5 protein-coding genes are annotated in these 25,645 nt (G+C 36.1%); 3 read left to right on the forward strand and 2 right to left on the reverse strand.

The window, feature by feature from the left end; translation table 11 throughout:
• Positions 1-111 precede the first annotated feature (111 nt).
• Positions 112-18,141 (reverse strand): LamG-like jellyroll fold domain-containing protein, encoded by an 18,030-nt coding sequence (locus ACN5L8_RS09645; protein ID WP_419172908.1) that lies wholly within the window; start codon positions 18,139-18,141, stop codon positions 112-114.
• A gap of 272 nt (positions 18,142-18,413) precedes the next feature.
• On the opposite strand from ACN5L8_RS09645, the gene ACN5L8_RS09650 reads away from it, so the two are divergent.
• Together ACN5L8_RS09650 and ACN5L8_RS09655 are read left to right on the forward strand one after the other, a co-directional pair.
• Positions 18,414-19,463 (forward strand): hypothetical protein, encoded by a 1,050-nt coding sequence (locus ACN5L8_RS09650; protein WP_419172909.1) that lies wholly within the window; start codon positions 18,414-18,416, stop codon positions 19,461-19,463.
• A gap of 52 nt (positions 19,464-19,515) precedes the next feature.
• Entirely contained in the window at positions 19,516-20,241 is a 726-nt protein-coding gene (locus tag ACN5L8_RS09655) for a LysM peptidoglycan-binding domain-containing protein (RefSeq protein ID WP_419168101.1), read from the forward strand.
• Here ACN5L8_RS09655 and ACN5L8_RS09660 read toward each other — a convergent pair.
• Positions 20,238-22,439, reverse strand: a complete 2,202-nt coding sequence (locus ACN5L8_RS09660; RefSeq protein WP_419172910.1) for an ATP-binding protein — start codon at positions 22,437-22,439, stop codon at positions 20,238-20,240. The genes ACN5L8_RS09655 and ACN5L8_RS09660 overlap by 4 nt on opposite strands.
• 56 nt (positions 22,440-22,495) lie before the next feature.
• Between ACN5L8_RS09660 and ACN5L8_RS09665 the strand changes: the two genes are divergently transcribed.
• The gene (locus tag ACN5L8_RS09665; RefSeq protein WP_419172911.1) at positions 22,496-25,636 is read left to right on the forward strand and encodes a FecR domain-containing protein; all 3,141 of its coding nucleotides are present in this window, start codon (positions 22,496-22,498) and stop codon (positions 25,634-25,636) included.
• Positions 25,637-25,645: the final 9 nt, after the last annotated feature.

Below are 25,645 nucleotides of genomic sequence, written 5' to 3' on the forward strand. Positions count from 1 at the left end.
CTTTTTGCTTCCGTACCGGAGGCTTTTTTTTTGCCTTTTTTCTACCATAATGCTGATCGGACTTGAACCTACGGTTCAACCTGCGTTCATTTCGGGCGCAACGCTTCTGGATTATGGGGCATAGATGACATTAACTGGATATGGACCTTCAACAGTTGAAGTACCATCTCCTAAGTAGATATGGAGAGTGTCACTTGTTGCTGGCACATCTGTAGAGAAGATTCCTCTAAGCTCACTAGTACAATCATTTGTTAATGCGCCAGCTGCTGGAGCACCTAGAGATGAATCTTGGATTAGGTATTTAGTATTTCCATTACAGTCTGATATTGTCATATATGCAATTGGGTCAACAATGGTATTACTAGGGTTAGCAAGGCTTACTTGAGTTGTGGTTGGATTCTCAAGATTCGCTTGTCCTTGTTGATAAACATACTTTATCATTTCTTTAGTTAAAGGCTTTTTCCAGATACTCGTGTTATCGATTGTACCAGTAAAGAAGTTAATACCACCATCTTCAACACCACCAATTCTTAGTGGTACAGTTGTAATATTCTTCATTGCCTCTGGCCCAATAACCTTGTAACTTTCTAGCTCACCATTAATATACATACGGATAACATCTCCACGTCTTGTTATGACAATATTTGTCCACGTTGTAAGTGGTATCTGCCCATTTGATGTTATTGTGTCAAAGCCGAGCATTGGGAAGGTGTCAGTAGCTGTTGTCGTCGCATGATATGAGAACTTAATATATTGATTATCTGTATATAATCTAAATTCCTGTTCATCTACATCGGCTTCATTCCACTTGTTGAGAATTGTTCCTTCATCGTCTGAGTCATCAACGAGGTTGATCCAAGTTGAAATTGTAAAGTCAGTACCTAGATTAATTTCATGATCAACAGTTTCGAAATAGTTTTCATTAGCATAGTCGAATGCTTCTCCTATCTGTGCAGACGGATTATATGTTGCTGAGCTTGGCGTTGAAGATGGAACATTGATTAAGTCCTTAGAGCCAATTGCTGCACTTAGGTTTGGAGCTGAGTAATTTGCAGACTCAAATCCCCAGAAAATATCTTCGAGTGGTGTTGCTTGAGGTTGCGAAGTATATAAAATTGGCATTTGAGACATTCCACGTCCATAAAGAGTCTCTATATCTAAAGCAGATAACTCTTGATTCCACATTGCTGTCTCATCTATACCTCCAACAATACCAACGCCATTTGTTTCACGCTGACTTGCACCAATTCGAAGTGGAATAGGTGAGTTCACAAGATCGCCATTATCAATTGTCTCATTTCCAACGTTTACTGAGTTAATGTAGAAATTTACATTCGTACCTGATCTCGTGATAGCGACATGGTTCCAATTACCAAATTCTATCTTACCAGTTGAACAGATCTTCTTGTATGAATCATTATTCCAAACTTGGGTACTATTGACTGTTTGATACTCTAGGCATAGACGGCCATTACTATCAATTAATTTACGATATGACTGTTCTGCAATTGTACTATTCCATTTATCATTAATGACACTGAAAGATGTCGGTTTTGCGATGTTTATCCAATTTGAGATTGTAAAGTTTGACGTGATATTAAAAGTATTTGATACATCCTCAAGGTATCTTGTACCGTTGAACTCTATCGTTTCTCCTTCGATATAACTACTTTCTAAAGATAGAACAACCGAAGGACTAAATACATCATCATTTATTTCTTCAAGAATAATATTATTACTTAGGTTTTCGTTGTTATAGTTCAAATATAGACCAGGCTTTGCAATCATTACTGGATTGTATGTCAGTGCAAAATCAGAGCCTGTTGTTACATTTCCTGCTTCATCTTTAAAATATACACTTATTGTATTTGCTCCACTTTCAAGAATTGGTGAGTGAAGTGCAGAGTTTATCGTAGAGCAATTCTTCCAATTTGGATTAATTGCACTTGGAGTAATACCCGTTAGATTTATTAGAACACCAGCGATATCATTACATGAGCCAATCGTAAATCGAGCATAAGAGAGATTTGTTGGCGATGTTGTTTCAAGTGTAATTGCCGGAATTGCTGGAGGAGTGAGATCACCAGTTACATGTGTAATATCAAAACTTGATGTATATGAACTAACAACAGATCCCGTTTTAAACCATATCTTAACAGTATTTAGTGAATCCGAAGTAAGAGTTGGTGAAGTTAGCCCACCTGCTACATCGGTACATGCTACCCAGCCTGGAGTTCCATCAAGCGGTTCACTATCGAGGCTTGTTCCTACCCAAACATGAGTATAGTCTTGGCAGTCATTGAGCGTGATTGAAACTGTTGAATCATTAGTTGTATTACCAACACCGTTAAATGCTATTGTAGGTGCTGCTGAAATAGGCTCATTGGCCAATCCTTTCTGATATAATTTATAAATTTGGTTAAAGTCGAGAGCATCGTACCATACAGCAAGTTCATCAATACTACCATCAAATCCATATTCATCACTGTGAGTATTATTATAAGTTCTCCATATATTTACATTTGAAACACCAGCTATGTGATTTGATCTTAATGTAATTGTTGTTGCATCATTAACATAATAAGAATCGAAAATCTCAGCGCCTAATTTAAGTCGCTTTAGGTCACTTGTACTTTCAGCGTAAACTCCTGATTGTGTAGAGATAGCATTATTGACTAATGTTATTTGTGTTGGACTATTAACTGAAGCGACTTGACCAATCTCGTTACCAAAAGTTATATATGAGTTATTTGGGAATTGGGCCGAAGTAAAGTTTGTTCCAACTCCTGTAATAATATTTGATCCTGTTGTACTTGATACTGTTCCTGGGATAACCTTTCTAACATTCTCACCAGAGGCTCCTGAAACATGATTTACATCGAGTATAAATGTCGTATTATCTGTAATGCTTGCAATAGTATGAACTTCTCCTGCAATGAGTACACTTTCTCCAACCGTTAAGTCTTGAGTGAAGCGAGTACCTGTACCTGTGACAACTGTAGTATTTGAAATGATATCAACACTTCCATGGATATAATTATAGAATTTATTCTCAAAATCAGAACCAATACCAGTGATAGTATTTGTTCCAGCTGCAACTGAGACATCTTCTGCCATAAGGTCAAGCCCACTTAGACCTGACTCACCAATTCTTAAAGGTGTTGTAAGGTTGTTATTAACAATTTGAGTAGCCGTTCCAATTAAAGCGGCACCGTATTCACGGCCATTAATAAAGATAGCAAGCTTTCTTACATCTCTTTTAATCGCAAGATGGTGCCAACCATTAATTCCACTAAAAGATGTTGTTTCAACTTTAATAGCTTGTTTGGTAATATCCGTTTCATAACCATTTCTAAGGTAGAGTATATACTTTCCTGAACCAGTAGAAGTGTGTTTATATTCTAGTCTAAAAACTCTCTCTTCAAACTCTGATCCCCATTGATCAATAATAACACTCTTATCGTCAGTGAAAATATTTGCGCTATCTGCATTTGGTTGCTTGATCCACATTGATAAAGTGAATTCAGAAGTGAAGTCAATTGGTGCAACAGAGTCCGATCGTAAAAATTGTCTTGCGCCAACGGTATTTATATTGTCGCCTGCTAAAATATCTTCATAACGAGTGAATTGGAAAGCCTCTCCTTCAATAGCATTAACACTTCCTGTCGTCACTGCATTTTTCACATTTAGAGATTCTGAGTTTGTTACCCCACTTAAGCTATTTGAAGTAAGTTGTGTATTATTAAAGTTCCAGTAAAAGTCAGGAACAGCAGGTTCAACATAGTTTAAAGGATATAGTTCCAGCTTTTCTTGATTACTTCCCTTGAAGAATAAGTAAGCAATTTGATCCTCTGTAAGAGGTGAGTCATAGATAACGACTTCATCTAGTCGACCTCTAGTTTCTAATAATGATAGTTTCCCACTGTTATGAAGTTTTAGATTGTTTGTCTTTGTATAAAAAGATGAAATTAGTTTTCCATTAAAATATATTTTTAGAGAGTTATTTTCTCTTCTAAAAGTTAAGTGTGTCCACTGCGCAGGTATCAGTGATTGATTTGTTGTAAATGTTCCGATATCAGGTATGTGAATTTCAATTTGATTAATTGATGTTCTTGAAATTCGCATCTGCCCATACTCTAAGATTTTATATTCAGATGTATCTTGTGGTAAGTGCCACATAGAGATCGTAAAATCTCTTTCCATATCGTATTCAAAAGTAAAAGTATTACTAATTGTCTCTGATGAAGTTGTTGACTCAATTGCATTCCCACCAATTGTAGATGAAACTTTAGGTATATCACTTGAGGCTATAATATGAAGGTTTCCTGCTAAGTCTCTAAAGTGGTCAGCACTAATAGAATCTTCAGTGTTAAATGTATAGTATGCCAGTGGATGAATTAAGTCTGGTGGAATATAGGTAACATTAAAAGATGTTGATCCTGAGATATCTCCTTCTTCATCTCTAAAGTAGACAGTAATATCGTTATCACCTCTTTCAAGTAAGTGGGAAATTACATATCCTTCATCACGGGTACAATACTGCCAGCCAATATCGTCTTTACTTGGTGGTGCATCCGAACTGGAATTTACAAAAATTGCATTAATCAGAATCCCGTTTGCTCCAGTACATGTTGGCATTGTGAAATGACTCCATGGTGAAGACGTCGTTGTAAGATTACCTGTGAGCTCTATTCCTGGATCAGTTGGAGCAATACCATCCGCTAGTGTCGTAGGAAGAAGGTCTGATCCGTATTCGTATAGATAGTAAACTTCTTCTTCTGATAGAACATTGTGCCAAATCATGACATCATCAATAACGCCTTTAAAGAAAGAGTTTGCTTCAGCTGTTTGTAGATATCCTGTCTCTGCACCAATATTCCAATAACTGAAATCATCATTAACAACTTCAATATAATTTCCATCAAAGAGCTGAGCGTATTTTTCTGCTACTTTTACACCATCAAGATATAGCTCTAGTTTTTGTTTGTTAAATGTTCCTACTATATGGTGAAGGCCTGTATTGTAGATACTTGTATCAAAATCTACAGTTAGAGTTTGAATGCTTCCTGTTGCTCCAGGGGATCTTGCAGTCACATAAAATTGTAAATTACCATTTTTAACTCTAAGTCCAATCCCTGATCCATCTGTGAGTGTTGCTTTTTGAATATTACCAGCGATGTGACGATGCTTTGTTTCGCCTTTTACGAGATGGGCCCATGCCGATATTGATGTTGTATACATTGGGTTTGTATTTGCATCTGGTTTTATCTTAATAAATTCATCGATACCATTAAAGCTGAACCCTTCTTCGATTACAGCATTGTCTCCACTCGTTGCAGTTGATTCAGGTGGTGTTGTGGCATCAAGTGATCCATGTGCAGTACCAAAGTTATCATAAACTTGAGGATGTCCATAAGCGCCAGATGCTGCTGAATCCAGTGACCAGTGAACACTTGGCCTTGGTATGTCAGAAACATAGGTTGGCATTGTATATGATTGATCATTTGCAGTACCAGAAGCTGCGGAAACTTCACCAGTAAATGATCTTGCCCAAACCCTTGGCGTTACCGATCCAGTTGGTAGAGGCGAGCTTAATATACCACCAGCTATTGTGTTACAAACTTGCCAATTTTCATCTGTATCACTTGGCTGTACTGTTGAGTCAGATACCAAGATCATATCGGTATCTGTACAATCATTCATTGTCAGACGAAGTCTTGAACCAAATGATTTATAACCTGGGTTATAAATAGAAGCTCTTGTATTTGCCGGAGTTACAATCGGTCTTAATGGATCATAGTTTCTCGTATTATTATTTGCATAATTACTATAGAGATTTGTAATTTGAGATTGATTTAGGGCCTTACTCCAGATTGCAACGTCATCAATATTCATATTTGAATGTTTAGATATTTGTTCGTCTGCTCCCGCTTTTGCGGCCATAACAAAAGGAACTTCTTCAACAGCATCATAAGTTACACTTTCAAAATCATTTAAGTCTTTCTCTCTTTTAAGTGTTCCGTTTTCATAATATCTTAGATAGCGTCCATCATATGTGTATAGAACATACACCCAAGATGAAGGAAATTGTGAAACAGGTAGATCAAGTACATAATTTCTATTACCGATATTAACTTTGAAATCAACAAACTTGTTACTAGTTCCACAAGATGATTCATCGCAATTTAGATACATCTCCATACCACCTGGCTGTGTACCTGTCATACTAAAGAAACGATCTCCACTTCCTTCATCCATTGGAATATTGTGGTCCATCCAAAATCCAATAGTGAATTCATCTGTAACTTTAAGTTGTGGATCGTAATCAGTTTTTAAATATTGACGTTCACCATCAAAACTTAATCCATTTCCAACTTTTGCAGAGGCTATATTTTGAGCACCAAAATTATTGATGTTGATAGCGTTTGATGAGTCGTAGAAAATACTACCGATTTTTGTATTTTGATCGAGCGTCCAATAAGCAACTGGCCGTGGAAGAGGAGGGTCTGTGTATTCAACAACGATACTTTGAGGAGAACTTATATTTCCTCTTGCATCTCTAAACCAAAAGTATACAGTATGTACACCTGGAGTGAGTGTCGGTGAATCAATTACACCATCTTTTGTACTACATTGTTGCCATCCGCTTGACGTATTTGTTGGCCCCGGTTGAGCATCAACAGTGATATAGACACCAGTGATATCATTACAGTCATTTATTGAATAAACTGGATTTGGATTATCTGTTGGCCAATTTGTTCCAAACGTCGAGTTAACAACAGAAAGTGTAGGCGTTGTTGTAGGAGCTGTTGAATCAGTTGGATAAACTTCATCTACATATCTCTTATAATGGTAGAAAATCTCTTCATCAGTTAGAGTCTGATTGAATACCATAAAATCATCAAGAGCACCTTGGAAGTTTTCTGATTGTGTATTATCTCCTAGATAGAAACCACTTACAAAATCAAAGTCAACTTTACGTATCGTCGTCGTTGACCAGTTTTGATAGCCTGGATCTGCTTGAGCAACAAGGTTAGCATCAATATATAAAGATAACTCTTGTCCATCGTATTTTACTGCCAGTTGATGCATTCCGGTTTGAATTAATTCTAGAGGATATCTAATAATTCCGTACGGAACACTTCTGGTATAGCCAGATGGTTGAACGATATTTACTTCAAAAACAATATCGCCACTATCAAGATAAACACGTATGTCATCTTTTGAGTTTTTCTTTGTAATAATTTGTCTAGTAGCTGTATCAGTACTATTTAAATGTAGCCATGTCATTAATGTAAAGTTATACAGATTTTCAAATCTAAAATTATTAGCAATATCTATATAATCATCACTACCATCGAATATTACTTCGTTACCGTTACTACTTGTTGAGATTGTAGGGCTTCCATTTAACTGAGCTGATACTTGTGAGGTATGATCAGTAAGTGTTGAACCGTTAATCGTGCCATTGTCAAAAGATGCATGATAAATAGGCTTTACTAGATCGTAGTCTGAATATGTTGGGATCGGATCAATTTCTTTTGTACCAGCTAAAGTCGAAATATCACCAAGTGCATTCTTTGCATACACATCAACATAAGTTGTTCCAGTTGGGAGCTTTTCAGATAATATAGCACCAGGGTTAGTTACACAACGATGCCAGTCATCGCTGTCATCGGCCGGTGGTGGTGCCCCTTGATAAGTAATATATACCCAAGGAGTATTTGTACAATTTAAAATTGTCATCTTAGCGTAAGGGCCGAAATGACTATCGAAATATATATAAGCGTTATCAACATTTGAAGGTGCATTCATCGTCTCAACTTGTCTTGTCGATGACTGCCCTTTTGTATGTGCGGTTGCTACTTCTGTTGGTGATAAGTCATATCCCCAAACAGCAATTTCATCGACTTTCTCATTTAAAAAGTTTGTCGCAAGATTATTCTGATTAGATTCTGCACCAATTCTAAAATCAGTTGGAACATCGTAGCGAACGAAATCTCTTTCAGGTAGTACTCCTGAAGTAGCAATTTCGACGCCATTTAAATACAACTTAACTTCCTGGTCATCAAAAATACCGATTACATGATTCCATCCTGTTGTAACACCGGCCATTGAACTCGCTAAATTAATTGTTCCTGCAATATCTAACTCAAGTGTAAATCGTATGTTGCCACCGCTTTGATAGAGTTTATAACCACCTCTGTTTGTTGCTGTTGAATAGACGTGGCGGTCGATATAGACACGGTTTGTACTATCAGATTGTGTAAGATAGAACCATCCACCAACAGATAAGAAGTTAACTGGTGTCAATAAGACAGTGTCTTGAGTTGTTAGATAAGACTGGCTACCTGTAAGGGATAATGCTTCTCCTACTTTTCCTGTGGTATAAGTTGCTGTCGGGTTATCGGCAGCATCTACGTTGACTTCGATAAGGTCGTGTACACCATGTTCAATAATATCAATGACAGTTTTATCAACGCTTGCAACACTTTCGATTGGCCAGTAAGCATTTGAATATGGAACTGTTGCAATTGGAGTATAATTTACAACTAGGTCAGAAGAAGAGCTTGTTACATTACCAGCTAGATCTTTAAACCATGTCGTTATAGTGTGACCACCTTCTGTAAGTTCTTCTAGTCCAAATGAACCACGTCTTTCTCGACATACTTCCCAGCGATCATCCTGCTTGTCTGGTCTTGTCCCTTCATTAACTAGAACTCCTGAAATATCTGTACAGTCGTTAACGGTGAAATATGCTTTATTAGAGAATAAATCTGGCCTAGTATTTTCTAGTGTTAAAGTAGGGTTCGGTGGTTCCGTTACATCAGTCTCATAAAGAATATCTGCACCATTATGATATAGAGAAGACGCTTCTAGTCCTGTTAGAACTTGATCCCAAATAATGACTTCATCTATTTTATTAGCAAAGTTACTATCTTCGATATTGTATAAGTTACAATTTAAACCAGAGCGCGCATAGTAATGTGATTTACCATTTGTTGGCTCATCTCCAGTAGATGCTTTTGCCCCAACGAAAGTGTTTACACCTGTCTCATAGACGATTGGCGATGGTGAAGCATTAGAGAAGGACTTGACAAAAATACCATCAAAATAAAGACTGGCCTTCTGTCCATCGTAAGTACCAATAACTAAGTGCCATCCTGTTGTGTAGTTCTTTGTTTCAAGATATGGTTCTAGGAGCCCATCTGCTGTATGAACAGTAAATCGAAGCCCTTTGTCATCCTTGTTGGCCGCATCAACTTTTATTGACCAACCTTTGCCATTGAACTCATTTGAGATGATATGATCATCAGAGTGTACACCGTCACCAGTTAAGTAAACCCATGCTGCAACAGAGAGTGTATCACTTGGCTTAAGTTTTGAGTTCTGAGGAGATTTAACGCGTAAGAATCGGTCATCACCAAAGAGCATCGATTTATTTAAAACACCATTAGAGTCGATTGTTACAGGCGCTAGTGCTGGATTGTGTACCATCGTTCGATCACATGGATCAGTATCAAAATCAACATAGTCTAATTCATAACCTTCATTTTTCAGCTTTAGGCCACTGATGCGGTCTAAGGCTTCGTTTGAGGTATTGTTGTAGTGGGCCTCGTCAAAAGTCCAGTGAACAACTGGTCTTGCAATAGGCTTATCGTATTTTGTTATAATTGGAACATACTCAAAAGTTTTTGAAATATTTCCGTAAATATCCTTTGTCCAAAATTTTGCATAATTGTCAGTTGGATCTAGTCTTTTTGAAAGTAGACCACCTGTTAAAGTATTACAAAGCTGCCAGTCCTCATCATTTTTATCTGGAGGGAATTCATTCTTTGTAACAATAATATAATCAAGTCCAGTACAGTCTGTGACTGTTAGATTTGCTCTTGATACTAATGAGTTGTAGTAAATGATATTTAAGTTTACCGGGATTGATGGAGGAGTAACATCGTAATATGCTTTATCACCTTTAGATTGTCTCTCGTATAATTCATTAATAACTGTATCACTTAAAGCAGCTCGATAAAAAGAAACTTCATCGATACTACCATCAAAGTAATTACCCGATGGGCCTGTTGATGTTGTAGGTGATGCTCCAATTAAGAATGAGTTGCTTTGTGCATAATCAATATCAGCACTACCCGCAATAACAGTATTAACTTCTTCTATTCCATTAATAAATAGTCTAATCGTTCCATTGTTCCAAACACCAGTAACGTGAGTCCAATCTCCTGGAGTTAATGATGTCGTTGAGTAGGAAGCGACTTGAGGGCCACCTAAGGCTTGAACCTTAAATTCTACAACACCGTTATCAAGAGCAATCTCGTAACCGCCGTTGTTGTAGTTACCTGCAATTACTTGTCTTGAAGTTGGGAAAGAATCCACATTAAACCACGTTGATAGTGTTACTTCAGAAGCTGGCTCAAATGATACATCGTTTAAGACTTCAATATAATCACTCGTGCCGTTGAAATTCATTGCTTCATCGGCAACACCCGTTGACTCAATTGGCCCATAGTTTTCACCATGATGAGCACTTGTTACGTCATAGATCACACTTCCATCACGATTTGCTCGGTCTAGTGTGTAGTAAGAGTCAGGAGTAGGTATGGTTGCATCAAAGTTATATGTGATTGTTAAATCAGTTGAAGTGTCAGAAACATTTCCAGACTCATCCATAAACCATACACGCAGATCATTTGCACCAATTTCTAATAAACTCGATTTAATTAGGTCATCTGTTGTTGAACAAGTTTGCCAATTAGCAATTTCACCAGTTGGCTTGGTATCATCAAGTGCTACATAGACCTTAGCAATATCGCTACAGTTATCTACGTTGAGTCTTGCGACAGGAATTCCAATTGTGTAAAGATTATCACGTGGAGTAACTGGTACTGAAAGTGGAGGAACAGTATCTTGTCCTTCAAATAATTCAGTAATAGCTGCAGAAGTTAATGAGTAGTCCCAAACTAATACTTCATCGATTTTATTATCAAAATGCGTTCCAAGAGCAGCACCATTATTACATGTTGCTCCAGCACCAATTACAAATGAACCTAGACAAGTGTATTGAATAGGTAGGACACTTCCGTGGTCAACACTTGCAACTTGTATACCATCAATATATAGATTTGTGTTTCGTCCATCATAGACACCAACGATATTATGAAATCCTGTTGTGTAGGCCGAGGTTGCAATTGCAACTGATCTTGTTCCACCACTAGTTTCTACAAAGAATTTCAATTCACTTGTACTGTTGTCAATTTCAATTGAGTAACCATGAGAAGAGATTCTATTCCCGGCCAGCACCTGCTGACGATTATCATTTGCAGTCAGTTGGGCCCAGATCGAAATGGTTACTTCATCTGCGACTTGAGAAAGTGCGGCATGTTTAGTCTCTAAGTAGGTATTACTTGCTTTTACAAATTGATAAGCTTCATTTTGGACTCCAGATACACTTGGTGTCGCACCATTATTTGTTGCATGGTAACCAGATCTGATCTCTTGAACTAGTGATCCATCAATATGATCATTATCCATAGTATAATGTAGGATACTTGGTTCATAATGATTTGTTGATGTTACAACTGTATCTACATAGTAAAAAGCATTAGTGATATTATTGTATTCATCTTTACCCCACACTTTTAATTCATGAGGACCTTGTGTTAGGTTCTTGTTAATTGCTGCACCAATAACTTCACGGCATAGTTGCCAACGTGGTGTATCTACTGTTGGTGGGTGAGTCGTTTCATCGATATAGATGAATTTATTATCTCCACAAGTATCAATAGTTAATTTTGTATTTTGTAGTGTCTCACCATAGAAAGAAGCAGAAGCTATATCTGCTGGCTTAGTGGAATGTTGACTAACCTTAAATTGGTTGAATGTATCAATATAGAGATTTAAAATATTTTGTTCAGATAAATACTTATCCCAAATTGCTAGTTCATCTAATTGTCCATCGAAATTACTTGTTATAGTCGGCTGATCAGTACAATTAACATCCGTACCAACTGCAAGAATTGTAGGACATCCATATTGGAGATTTGCTGGAGAGCCTAAATCTGTCGTTGCCTGTAGTTGTCCATCAATATAAATATTGATAAATCGTCCATCAGAAGTACCAGCAATGTGATGCCAACCTGTTGTGTACGAAGAAGTAGCAATTGAGACCGATTGTCCACTAGCATAGAAACGCAGGTCTCCTCCATTTAATTTGAATCCATATCCACCAACACCTTCTTCTATATTTCCCATGATAACCTTGTTTCCAGTGTCACCACTTGTTAGGTTTGCCCACATTGAGACAGAAACAGCGGTCGTCGGTTTTAGAATAGGTGTATTTTTTGTTAATAGATAACTGTTGGTACCACTTAGCGAAACTGCTTCATCACTTCTTCCGGCCGTACTTGTTACGCTGCCATTATTCCAATAGACAAGATGGTTTTCACCTAGAGCGTCGATAATACGACCCTCTTTTTTGTGAACGTTATCCATTGTCCAATATGCTATAGCGTCTGGATAAGCTCCTTGAGTTGGGTTAAAGATGAATGATACATCTCTTGGAGTTGAATTTATATTACCTGCAGCATCCTTAAACCATGCTGATATTGTATAAGATCCAATAAGGTCAACGTGATATGTCAGTGCACCAACTGCTTCACTACAGTCTTGCCAACCTGATTGATCCTTATCTGGTGCAACATATGGAGATGGATATTCAGATGGCTTCAGATAAATTTGATCGACATCTGTACAGTCAACTACAGTCATTCCAACAGGTGCACTCGCAACTTCAGGTGCTCCTTCCACTATAATTTCTGGCCTCGGTGGAGGAGTTAAATCCCCATTTGCTTGAACTTCAACATCTTGAGTGAGAGAAGTTGTCGAAACATTTCCACTAGCATCTTTAAACCATGCATATAATGTATATACTCCATCTGGAGTAAGTGAAGCTGATTTTAAAAGCTCTGCAGAATTAGAGCATGTTAGCCAGTCTGGACTGTCAGCATCAGGGGCCGTTGAGCTCTTTGTTACGATCATGTCAGTAATCACATCATCAGGGTATTCTTTTGTAATACTTTGACCAGTTGCTCCCGCAGTGTGAGGGAAAACTAGTTCTAAAGATGTATCATTAGTTATTGAAGCGACTTTTAAAACCTCACTTCCAATATTTATATAATCTCCAACGCTGATCTCACTTGTGAAAAGTGTTCCCGTACCAGTTACATTAGTTGTCGATGCCGTTATATCTACTGTCCCTGTCATTGCAACTGGAGGATTTGGTTCACAAGTGTTTAAAGTAAAAATAGCACGAGATGCATTATCTAATAAAATTGGCGGAGAGCTAGCATCTCCATTGTTTAATGTCATTGCCAATGGTACAGCTGCTCCATCTCCTCCAGAAACTGGAGGCGGTGTTGAATCAACAGCAGTATAGCGAATAGTAAGTCTTTCATGCCACGGATCTAATGTATATCCATCATTAAAGTAGAACCATACATCAAGTGTGTGTATCCCTTCTGCTGGAATTATTGGTGAAGTGATAGCATTCATCGCAGTCGTACAGTCTTGGCCATCGCCAGTTGTAAAATCTGCGACTGAAGGTGGTATTTCCATTGTATCATCGAGTTTTACATATACTTTTGAAATATCAGTACAGCTATCAATTGAAATAGCAGCTGTATTTGTGTCAAGATCAGTTCCATTTGCTAAGTAAGCACTAGGAGGTACAAAGTTTACGTTAACTTGAGAGTAACCTGTTAGAACATTACTACTTAAATCTTTGTACCAGAAGTTTAGAGTTTGTTCTCCATCACTTGTTAGTGTATGTGTAATGGCCCCGGCCGATGTAGAGCAAGTTTGCCATTGTGGATCACCAGGTGCAGGTTGTGTACCTTGATTAATTAAAATTTCACTAATCCCATCACATGCTTCAAAAGTAAATGAAACATGAGGTCTGTTAATTACTGGAGACTCAACCCAGTTGATGACAGGATCATATCGAAGAGGCAGATCAATAGCATTTAGAGAGATGCTTGTGTCTTCATATTTAAGATATACTTTTAGTGTATGATCACCTGGAGTAAGTGTATAAGATTTAAGTCCACCAATTGCTGTTGTACAAGTTTGCCAATCAGGATCACTCGCAGCAGGTTGTCCGTCGACGTCTTTAAAAATAACTTCAGTTATTCCAGCTTCTGTACAGTAATCAATGGAAATATCTGCAATAGTTGTATTAATTGTTGGCCCATTTTCTACCGTTAATTGTGGTGGTGTAAAGAAAACTTGATGGGCAATAAATGAAGGCTGCACATTTTCTGCAACGTCTTTAATCCAAAATTGAAGATTATTTGCTCCAACATCGAGATCATCAAATGTCATCGAATAATTTACAGTATCGCAAGTTTGCCAACCTGAATCTGCGGCAAGTGGTGGAGCTCCAAGTCCTTTTGTGATTTTCACATGAGTTACATCGTTACAATCACTTAGGTTGAAAAGACCAAGGGGTTGTCCTGTAACAACTGTTCCCACAACTTCTCTTGCACCAATTGTCGGAGGAGTTGTATCGACTTCAATTGAGTCTGTAGAACAAGCAGAAAGAGTTGAATTACCTGCGCTATCAAAAGCTAATACTTTTGCATAATAGATATTATCTGTGAGTCCATCAATTGTTACGGCATCAGAGTTAGTGCCACTTCCTGTTAATGGATGTATTGTTTCATTTAAAGTACAAGCTGCATCTGTATACGTATAGATTTGATGGTCAGAAATACTATTGAGGTCAGTAAAGGCTGTCCAACTTACACTAATATCATTTCCATCATTATCATAGAGATCAGCAAATTGAAGATCGGCCGTATTATCTGTTGGACTAATAAGGTCAATTGTAATTGCATCTGTTGAACAAGCTGATTCTGTCGTATTTCCTGCAAGGTCAATTGCAACAACCTTTGCATAATAAACACCATCTGTAAGTCCATCAACAATCGTATTATTAGCAACTGTCGTATTTCCTGTTAGTCCATGGTCTACTTCATTTAAGCTACAAGCAGCATCTGTATAAGTTAAAATACGATGATCACTTAAATAAGTGTCAGTGAAACCCGTCCAAGTAAGATCTATATTATTTCCTGTATTGTTGTAGTCATTTGTAAATTGGATATTGGCCGTGTTGTCAGTTGGTGGCGTCTTATCGATTACGATAGAGTCAGTAGAACAAGCAGATAATGTATCAAATCCCATGAGATCATGGGCCCTAACTCTTGCGTAGTAAATACCTTCGGCAAGCCCTGTTATATTATTTGCAGATGCTGCTGTGGAGCTTGTTAGTCCGTGATTAACTTCACCTAGAGAACAAGATGAGTCGGTATATGTATAAACTTCATGATCACTTAATGTTAAATCAGAGAACGCAGTCCAAGTAACGGCAATATTATTTCCAGTATTTTCATGAGTAAGAGTAAATTGGATATTTGCTGTGTTATCTTGCGGCGGTGTTGAGTCAACAATGATCGAGTCAGTTGAACAAGCTGATAATGTTGTATTTCCTGCGCTATCCATTGCGCGAACTCTTGCAAAATAAGTTCCGTCGGCAAGGCCATCAATAGAAGTTGAATCAGTTAAAGCGTTACTTCCTATATAAGGATGAGTTACTGTACCTAATGTACAAGAAGAGTTTGTGTAAGTTAGAACTTGATAATCAGCTATTCCATTTGTGTCTGTAAATGCGGTCCATGATACATTTAGATCATTACCATCAATATCATGAGTATCTGCAAAGATGAGGTTTGCTGTGTTGTCAGTAGGGGCGGTTGTATCAATGGTAATTGCATCAGTAGAACAAGCACTTGTTGTTTCATTACCCGCTAAATCATAGGCAACTACTTTTATGTAGTAAGTACCATCGCTTAAACCATCAATGATTGCAGCATTGGTGCTGGTTGCACTACCTGTTAGGCCGTGATCGACTTCATTTAAAGTACATGCAGAGTCTGTGTAAGTATAAATTCTGTGATCACTTAAATATGTATCAGAAAAGTCTGTCCAAGACACATTAACGTTTTCACCGGTATTATTGTAATCGTTTGTAAATTGAACATCAGCAGTATTGTCAACAGGAGCTGTTTTATCAATTACGATTGAATCTGTAGAACATGCTGATAGAGTATCAAAGCCCATGGCATCATAAGCTCTTACTCTAGCGTAATATGTACCTTCGGCCAGTCCAGTTATGATGCTAGATGAAGTCGTCGTTGAGCCTGTTAACCCGTGATCAACCATGCCTAAAGTACAACTTGAATCAGTGTAGGTATAAAGTCGATGATCACTTAGAGTTAAGTCTGTAAAAGCTGTCCATGAAACAGCAATATTATTTCCTGTATTTTCATGTGTTGCACTAAATTGGACACTGGCGGTGTTATCTAGTGGTGGAGTTGAATCAACTATAATTGAATCTGTTGAACATGCAGACTTAGTACTATTTGCACCTGGGTCAAATGCTTCAACAATTGCCCAGTATTGGCCATCGGCAAGAGAAGTAATATTTGTGGCATTGGAATTTGTACCACTTGAAGTTGCTCCATGGTCAGTTTCACCAAGCGTACAAGTATTATTTGTGTATGTATAAAGTTTGTGGTCGACAACACCATCAGGGTCTGAAAATGCTGTCCAAGTAACAGCAATACTATTTCCATCAATATCAGTAGCTGCACTAAATTGTAAATCTGCTCCATTATCAATAGGTGAGTCTTTGTCGACTCTTATGGTATCTGTAGAACAGTTTGAAGTTGTTTCACTTCCTATTCCATCAATTGCTGTAACAGTTGCCCAGTAGTCTCCTGTATTTAATCCGTCCACAGCAGCACTGTCAGAATTAGTACTACTTCCAGTAAGAAATGTACCTACTGATGTTGAACATGTTGAGTCACTAAAGATTTCAATACGATGATTTGTAAGTGTTAAGTCACTGAATGCTGTCCATGAAATAGAAAGATCATCTCCGTCATTATCTAATGTGTCGATAAATTGTAAGTCCGCACCATTATCAACAGGTGCAGTTGCATCGACAAAAACACTATCGAGTGAACAAGAGGATGAGCCTTCAAGTCCCACATGATCGATTGCTATGACCTTTGCCCAGTATTGTCCATCCACAAGGCCATCAACATTCGTATTATCAGTTATGGCGGCACTAGAAGTCGTATAGCTATTATAGAGATTTAATGGGTTACAGGTATTATCAGTATATAATTCAATGCGATGATCGACGACTTGTTGATCAGTAAAAAGGCTCCATTGAACAGGGATATTATCACCAACAATTTCAACATCATTATCAAAAGTAAAACCTGTTCCAGTGTTATCAATAGGAGCAGTATTATCGTAAGTAATATCTATTGTTGTGTTAGCACTTGAAATAAAATTCAATGGAGTAACACTATCTGCATCTACATCTTCTGTTTTTGTCCATAGATAGTAAGTATTAAGCCCTTCACTTGGAAAGTTGTTTTGTAAATAACCACTTGAGAGAGCCGTTTCACAGTTTACCCAAGCATCACCGACACTAGGAGTGGTTCCTGTCGTATTGGCAAAGACATACTTTGTTTGAGTTGGAGGCTCAAAATAGACAGCATCACCTGAACAGGCATTCAGTGAGCAACTATCAATATTTAAGGTTGTAGGCTGATCTTTTGTCAGTGTACCTAGAGATGAAGTTAAGTTTGGGATAGTTGGGTCAGTATCTAAGTTAATTGAAAAGTATGGTCCACTAGTTCCGAGCTCTTTTTCAAAGACGTTACCTGCTTCATCTCTAGCAATGATTTTAAAAGCAGGGGCAGGGTGATTCTTATTAGGAACACAGAATTTTATTTGATTGCTACTACCTGTAACAGTTGTAACTTCAGAATAATTAGTTGTATTAAAATCTGGTGTGTAGAGAATCTTGGCACTTGCTACACCAGAGTTGTCATCAGTTAGTGTGTAGTTTAGTGTAAAATCATTATTACCGTTCATCGGACCGGCAGTGGTAACAAAGTCAATTTCAGGTGGAACTTTATCGTACTCAGTGATTGAGTTAATATCGATGCGGCCTTTTAAGGGATCTGAACACCCAGTAAAAAGGAATATAATCACAAGTGAATATATTGATAAATTAAATAAACTTATTCTACTAACCCCATGATATTAGTTTCATTTGTTAACGTTTAACGCGCCATCCCGTTAAGTTAGTTTAAATCTTGTTTAATTTTTCTTATAGGGGTAAATTATTGCCAATAATATTTATTATCTCGCTTAAACAAATATTAGGTAGTTATGGAGGCAGAATTGTACTCATTCCTTGTTTATTGAACGAGTTACAGCTTTTGCTATAATTAAAAATAGTTTAACTCTTAAAGTGGGTAAGTGTGGGATTTCTTAAGGTTATATTTCTTTTTTGTGTCTTTTTATTGCCAGTAGGCGCAGAACCCTTAGATTTCCAAGAAATTATCAAGAGTAAAAAGGTCAAGTTTATTAAGCTTCCTTACCGAGTAAGTAAGGATAAAGAGCGTTTATCTGAAATTTATAAGAAGTTTATCAAAGACGATTCGATTGTAAGTATCAATCATCCTATGGTTGAGAAAACAATTAAGAATAATAAGAGAATCAATTTTAATAACTTAAAAGCTAACTCTCGTTTTGAGCTATATATCTCTGTTGATCTTTTGGATTTTGATAAGCTTTCAAAGTTTCAATTTAATTTAAAGAAGTCCCAAAGAACAACTCAGGAAAAGCTCGATAAACTGAAAGAAGAATTAAGTGAGTCTCCCTTGAGGGCTTCTGTTTTCTATATGGCATCATATGGAAGCTTTACGCAAAATAATCCGGCCCATGCAGATGTAACTTTTTTACAAAATTCACCCATCTCTCTAGGTTTAAGTGTTTCTTATTATCCAAAGGAGAAGCCTTATAACTTTGCGGGGAGCATTTATTATTCTTACTTAACGACTGCCTTGATTGATCAAACAGATGATGAAGTAAAAGTTGATCCAGAAATTGGAGGCAATATTTATTTTTCTTATAAATTAAAGTCACCAAAGATGTCGTGGTATACAGGGCTTGATTTTGAGAAGTTTAATACCTTTAATCTTGAAAATTTACAAAAAAATGCTCTTGTTACTTTTGATACAAATCAGGTTATCTATTTAACAGTTGGTGCTTCAAGATCTATTGATATTCTCGGCCATAAATTCTTTACAAAATTAAGTTATTCACACTCAGTTGTTTCCAGTAGAGATAATAGCTTCGCAGCTTCTGAGTATAATGAAACCTTTTCAGGTAGTAAGGTTTTATTTTATCTATTTAAAAACCTTGGAAATAGTTTCTTTGCTCATAGCTTATTTAAATACCATTGGATGAGTGGTCCTTCTGATATCACAACACTTAGACTGGGGTTAGGTTTCGGTTATATCCTTTAATAATCTTTAAACTTTTTTTACTTAGTGCCGAATAGTTATTGAGGTATTTAGTATGAAAAGTAATTCGATTTTATCAAGTATTGTCATTTTATTAACTCTTCAGTCATGTTCATTTGATTCATATAATTTAGTTGAACAACTAGGAATGGAAGAGAGTAAAAGTGAAGAAGTTGTTGTTTCTGAAGATGAAATGGTTTTTGATCTTGGAGAAGTCACAGCTCAAAAGGAACACTCTATACTTAGATCTGATTCGATTTTTGAAGATGTACCAAAAACAAAACTAATAGAAAAAGAAATAAGCTTTAACGATATTAAAAGAGGCCCAGCTTCTGCAGATGAAGAAGCCTTTGACTACTATGTCGTAAAACAACATGATACGGCCATGAAGATTGCCTTTTACTTATATAAAGATATTAGAAGATGGAAGGATATTAAAAGATTAAATGGTACGACTAATTTATTTACAGGGCAAAAAATTAAAGTTCCTGTTGTTCCAGAAGTTTTAGATTATACAAGACCTGAAGGTGATCCATACTTAATTAAAAAGGATGATACATTAGGACGAATTTCGGAAAAAGTATATGATGGACGTAGTCGCTATTGGATCAATATCTGGGATAATAATAAAGAAGTTATTGATGATTATGATTTAATTTTTCCTGGCTTTACTCTATATTACAAGGATTACCAAACTGTGAGAAAAGAGTACCGTGAAGTACGAAAAAAGTACGACTTCTCAAATCCGAAGAGAAGAGATATTAGCTCAATAAAGAATTAAACTTTTAAATTAAATTCAAAGCGTGTGCCATGACCTTTCTTGGAATCGACATAAATTGATCCATTAAGCTTCTCAATGGCCTCTTTAACTGCACTCATTCCTATTCCTCGTCCTGAGAACTCGGAGACACTATCTCTTGTGGAGAAGTTGGGATCAAATATTTTTGCCATCAAGTCTTGTTCACTTAGCTTTTCAATTTCATCAGATTCATACTTTTGTAAAAGCTTTTCCTTTATCGCTTCTGTATTGAGTCCAGCTCCGTCATCACTTATTAATATTTTAATTTGATCATTATTAGTTTGAATATCAATTTTTATTTCACCTTTTTCTTCTTTTCCTAGTTCTGACCTTCGATCACTCGGCTCTATACCGTGATCCATACTATTTTTGAAAACATGTACTAAAGAGTTGGAAAATTCTTGAACTTTTTCTGGTGCTATACGAAAGTCTGACTGTGGAATGATTAAGTCCTTCATCGGCTTTCCTAGGCTTTGTGATATCTTCTCAACTAATTTAGGGTATGGATTAAAAATACTTGATATCGATTTCTTATGTAGAAAGTTCTCAAGAACTTCTTTACCTTCGCTACCAAGAGAGCTTAATGATCTTGATAGATAGTCGATATCGTCTTTTTCAAAGCTTATAATATTATGATTTGAAAACTTTTCATCTAACTCGTTAATTGATTCGTTAATAAGGTCCTTTGCAGATGCAGCACGAATCTTTATGTCGTTTACGACTTGTGGATTGGATTCATTTGATTGAATGAATTCTTCACATTCAATTGCATATTGTTGAATATCACTAAATGAGTATGTACCAAAACCACCATTTAATGTATGAAATACCATAAGGGCGCGATCACAAAAGCTGTCACTAGCAGGTGAATCAATAATCTCGTCAAGAAGACTGTTTGCTTCAGATACTAGATTCTTTATGATTTCTTCATTGAGGACATACTCTGTGACATTGTTAATATAAGCTTCTTTCCTCTTAATATTTTCTTCAAGTACTAACTTTTCTGTAAAGTCCGTTGCTAAAACAACAATGCCACTAAGAGTCTCATCAAGCATAAGAGGGTAGTAGTCAAAATTAATATACTTAAAGTTCTCATCTCCAAGACTACCTTGTTGGAAATTATCTGGTCCAAGTGGTGCACAGCTTTCAAAAGGCATCTTCTGTGCAAAAGTTAGCTCTAGCCACTTCTGTGTAGCGGACTCATTTTCGGACTTAATATATTCCGCAAATCGTTTGTTTTCTGGGGAATTTCCAAAAATTGATAAGCAAGAGTTTGTATATAAGTCAGAACATGTTCCATCTGGTCGTATAACAAATAAACCCTGTGAAAGCGAATTTAGCATTGCTGTAATATATGAGTTCGCATCTTTTAAGTCTTTTGTTCTTTCATCAACAAGTTTTTCGAGGTCTTTACTGTAGATATCGAGTTGCTTATTTGCCTCTTCTAATTTGACGATCATTTCCTGTTTTTGATCAAGAAGAGTCTTAATCTCATGGGACATTGTATTGACACTATCCCCAAGTATCCTAAGCTCATCGTTAGTTTTTACAACAACCTTATTGTCATAATCACCATTAGAAATATCCACAGTTCTTTGAATGATCTGTAGAATTGGCGTCGTGATACTTCTTGCAAAAAATATTGTTAAAATAAGAACAATTCCAAAGAGTATAATTGCAAAGTAGATATTCTTCTTTATTAGATAATCAAGGGAGGCAAAGGCCTTACTTTTGTTAATATAGGCAATTGTAGTGATTCCATTTGTTTTGTTAGTCACGATACCGGCCAAATATTTAGCCTCATTAAAACTTATCTCTTTTACCATTGCTTGATGAGAAGAGCTTGTTATCTCAGTTTTGTTAAATAAATTATCTTCTCCAAAGATAATCTTGTCTTTGTGTTTTATAACGTAGGAAAATATCTTATCTGACTCCATTAAGGACTTAATTTCGTTAAAAGCTTGAGTCTTTAATTGGAGCTTAACTTTGTCAGGTTGACTAATTAACTTACCAAGCTCTCGATCGATTAATTCGGTACTTCTGAGAACATTCTCGAAAATATATGATTCCTTATCCTCCTCAAAAACATTGTAGGTATAGTAGAGGTTAAATGAAGTAACCAAGATTAAAATGATTAAGCCAAATGAAAGAATCTTATTTCGAAGATTAAAAAAGTGCATTTTTTATCCTATATAAAATTAATTTTGTTTCTATGTTAGACTAAATACACAAAATTATGAACAAGTTAAAATCTTCTCACTTTAATGCCTTTGAAATAATGCTTGCGGTATCAGGTAGTGTACTCGTCTTATTGGGTATTTATTTAAGTCAGAATTTATCGAAAGTGGATCAGATTTCATCAGAATTAATTATTGTTGGTGATACAACAGATGGAAGGGCCAAGAGAAAGACTGAGAGAAGTTTTTCATGGTCTGAAATTAATAATCAAGAAACGGTTTTTAATAATGATCAGATTTTTACCAGTTCAAATCAGACGCTCAATATATTATTAGAGAATAAGAGTTCTCTTGAAATAAATCCAAATAGCCTCGTTAGAGTTGTCATCAATGAATCAAAGGGACTTGATTTAAATATCGATCAAGGAACTTTGAAAGTTGATGCTAGTGAAACAAAACAAGTTCTAAGAATTAACCGTGGAAACTCTGTTGTTGAAGTTGCAAAGGGTGGGGTTGTAAAACTAGAAAAACTTAATGAAGAGAATTATGGAGTTAAGCTTCTAAAAGGAGAGGCTTCTGTTATAAACTTATTAGATGAGCATAAAGCTAAGTTAGACCTAAAAGAAGGAGAGTCAACTTTAGTAAATTCTAATTCTCCTTCATTTACCCCAGAAGGAATAAGTTTAGCTGAAGGAGAGCGTCTTGTTGCTACACCTAAAATTAAGCGTGAAGAGAAGAAAACGATAGAGCTCAACGAAAAATTTGATATTGGAAAAGTTAAACAAGTCTATGTAAAAGCAGTTAATGATTCAGCACAACCTTTTGTGATTGATGTGAAGAACAAAGGGTTTAACGTAAGCTTGTTAAAGGCAGGTAAGTACTTTGTTTCAACGTCTCCTGATTTTCAAACTATTGATAGTTTTGAAATTACTGATTCTAAAGTTAAAACTGAGATTATTTCCATTATAAAGTCTAATGAAGTCGATATATCAAAGAATGATAGAGTCAAGCTTGATGAGAGTTTGATTTCGCAAAATATCAGTGAAGTCTATCTTAAGCCTTCAGGGCAAAGAACAAATGTTATAAAATTAAAAGTTACTGATGGCAGCTTTATTACTGCACCTCTAGCGACAGGTAAGTACCTCATTTCCACAAGTCCAGGGTTTGAGAAAGTTGATTCTTTCAAAGTCATTGGTGCAATAGATAAAATAGATGGTAGATCTCTATTTGTCGATGATGAAATTAATTTAGCAGATACAAAGAAAGTATCTTTAAATCCTAATTTGATGACATCAGAAAAAATACCAGATGAGATTTATATACGTTCAGTAAATAATAGTGAAGCACCTTTGAAAATAAAAGTAGAAGATGGCCTTGTTAATCTATCTCAATTGGCAGTTGGAAGTTATATTGTCTCTTCATCGCCGAACTTCCAATCAATGGAAGTAGTTAATGTAAATAATAATGTAGCAAATCAAAAAATTGTCACACAGGATATTGTCGATATTAAAAAAACAACAAAAGTAGAGCTTAATGATATCTCTCAAATACAGAAACCTACTCATGTGTTTGTTAAGCCTGCAAATAGTAATTTAGCTCCTATAGAGTTAAGTGTAATAGAAAATAAGTTTGATATAACTACGCTTGCGGCCGGTAAGTACATAGTTGCAACTACACAAGCATTTAAGGTCATCGATAGTTTCGATATCCTTCCAAGTAACGACGATATAGGTAGTAGTGTTAAAGAGATTCAGCAATATACTTCATTTTTAGAAACTGATGAAGTTGATTTACTCACTCAGGACAAGGTTGTTTTAAAGAAAAAATCTACTCAAATAGACTCTTCACATATCTATCTTAAGTCTACAAGTTTAGGATCAGATGTATTAAATAAGATTTCAAAGTTACCTATAACAAATGGAAGTTTTGATATTAGTAGCTTAAGCTTTGGGAAATATATCGTTTCAACAAGTCCTGATTTTAGCGAATTTGATAGTCTTGATGTCGTTGCCAATAAGATGGATCCAATAGCACTTAAAAGTAAGACGATTGATTATGAGAAGCCTGTTGAAATAAAACTTAATATGCGAAAAGGTATTAAATCTAAGGTAATTGTCGAGTACCCAGATATTAAGAAAAAATCTGAGTATATTGTTTCTGATAATGACTTTAGTTTTCCATCATTTGATCAAGAAAATATTAACGTTACAGTACTTCCACTGATCTCAGTTGGAGCCGCATCTGTCATCCCTAATATATCAACAGCAAATACTTCTCCTAATGCAAAGAGTATTTCCAGTAATTTAGCTTATGAGAAAAAGTTAAATTTGAAACTTGAGAACCCGTATCAATTAAAAGAAATCAAATCTAAGTCACTTGAGGATAAAATTGTGACATCGATTAATATAAACCGTCCTCTAATTGCCCCAAGTCATAGTGTAAAGTTGGTTGAGAAGGCAAGTGGTGCACTTGTGCCACTTTCTATCGGTAAAGATGGTGGATTTGAAAGTACAAATTTAAAAAGTGGAAAGTATAATTTAGCTGTTGTTAATGAAGAGTCAAAAGTAAAGCTTTTATCCAAAGATATTAAAATTGATGAAGCTGTTTTAATTAAGAAGAAGACCGTAAAAAATAAGCAAAATGTGATTGTTAGCTCTTTTTCTTGGGACAGTCCCGACACTTCTTCAAGGCCTTTAGAACAATCTGAAAATAAGGAATCATATATTGTCGAAGTCTTCGATACTGCAAATTCTTTGATTATGAAAAAAGAAGTAAAACAAAATAGTATTGATTTTGAAAGTAAGGATATGAGTGACTACAAGATTAAAGTCTCTAAGATTGAAGAGGGAAAGAAGAAAGCACTTGGTGAAAAAGAATTTAAAGTAAAACCACCAAAGAATATAAACCCTGAAGAAGTTAAGACGTATGTCATGAAATATGATTCGAAGAATTTATGCTACCGAGTAACATTGCCTAGCTACTTAACTGCTAGTAAATACTTCGTCGAAATCTATCGTGATGTACAAATGACTAAGATCGTAAGAGAGATTTGGTCAAATAGCTCTAGTTTTTGTTGGCGAAGTAATCGAGATGGTAAATATTTTTTCCGTTATAAATATATAGACTATTGGGGAAGTGGCTCAAAATATTCGGATATATCTGAGATTATTTTTCCAATTTCTCCACTAACTGATTTCTAAGGATGTTGA

Source organism: Halobacteriovorax sp., assembly GCF_048381875.1.
GTDB classification, from domain to species: domain Bacteria; phylum Bdellovibrionota; class Bacteriovoracia; order Bacteriovoracales; family Bacteriovoracaceae; genus Halobacteriovorax_A; species Halobacteriovorax_A vibrionivorans.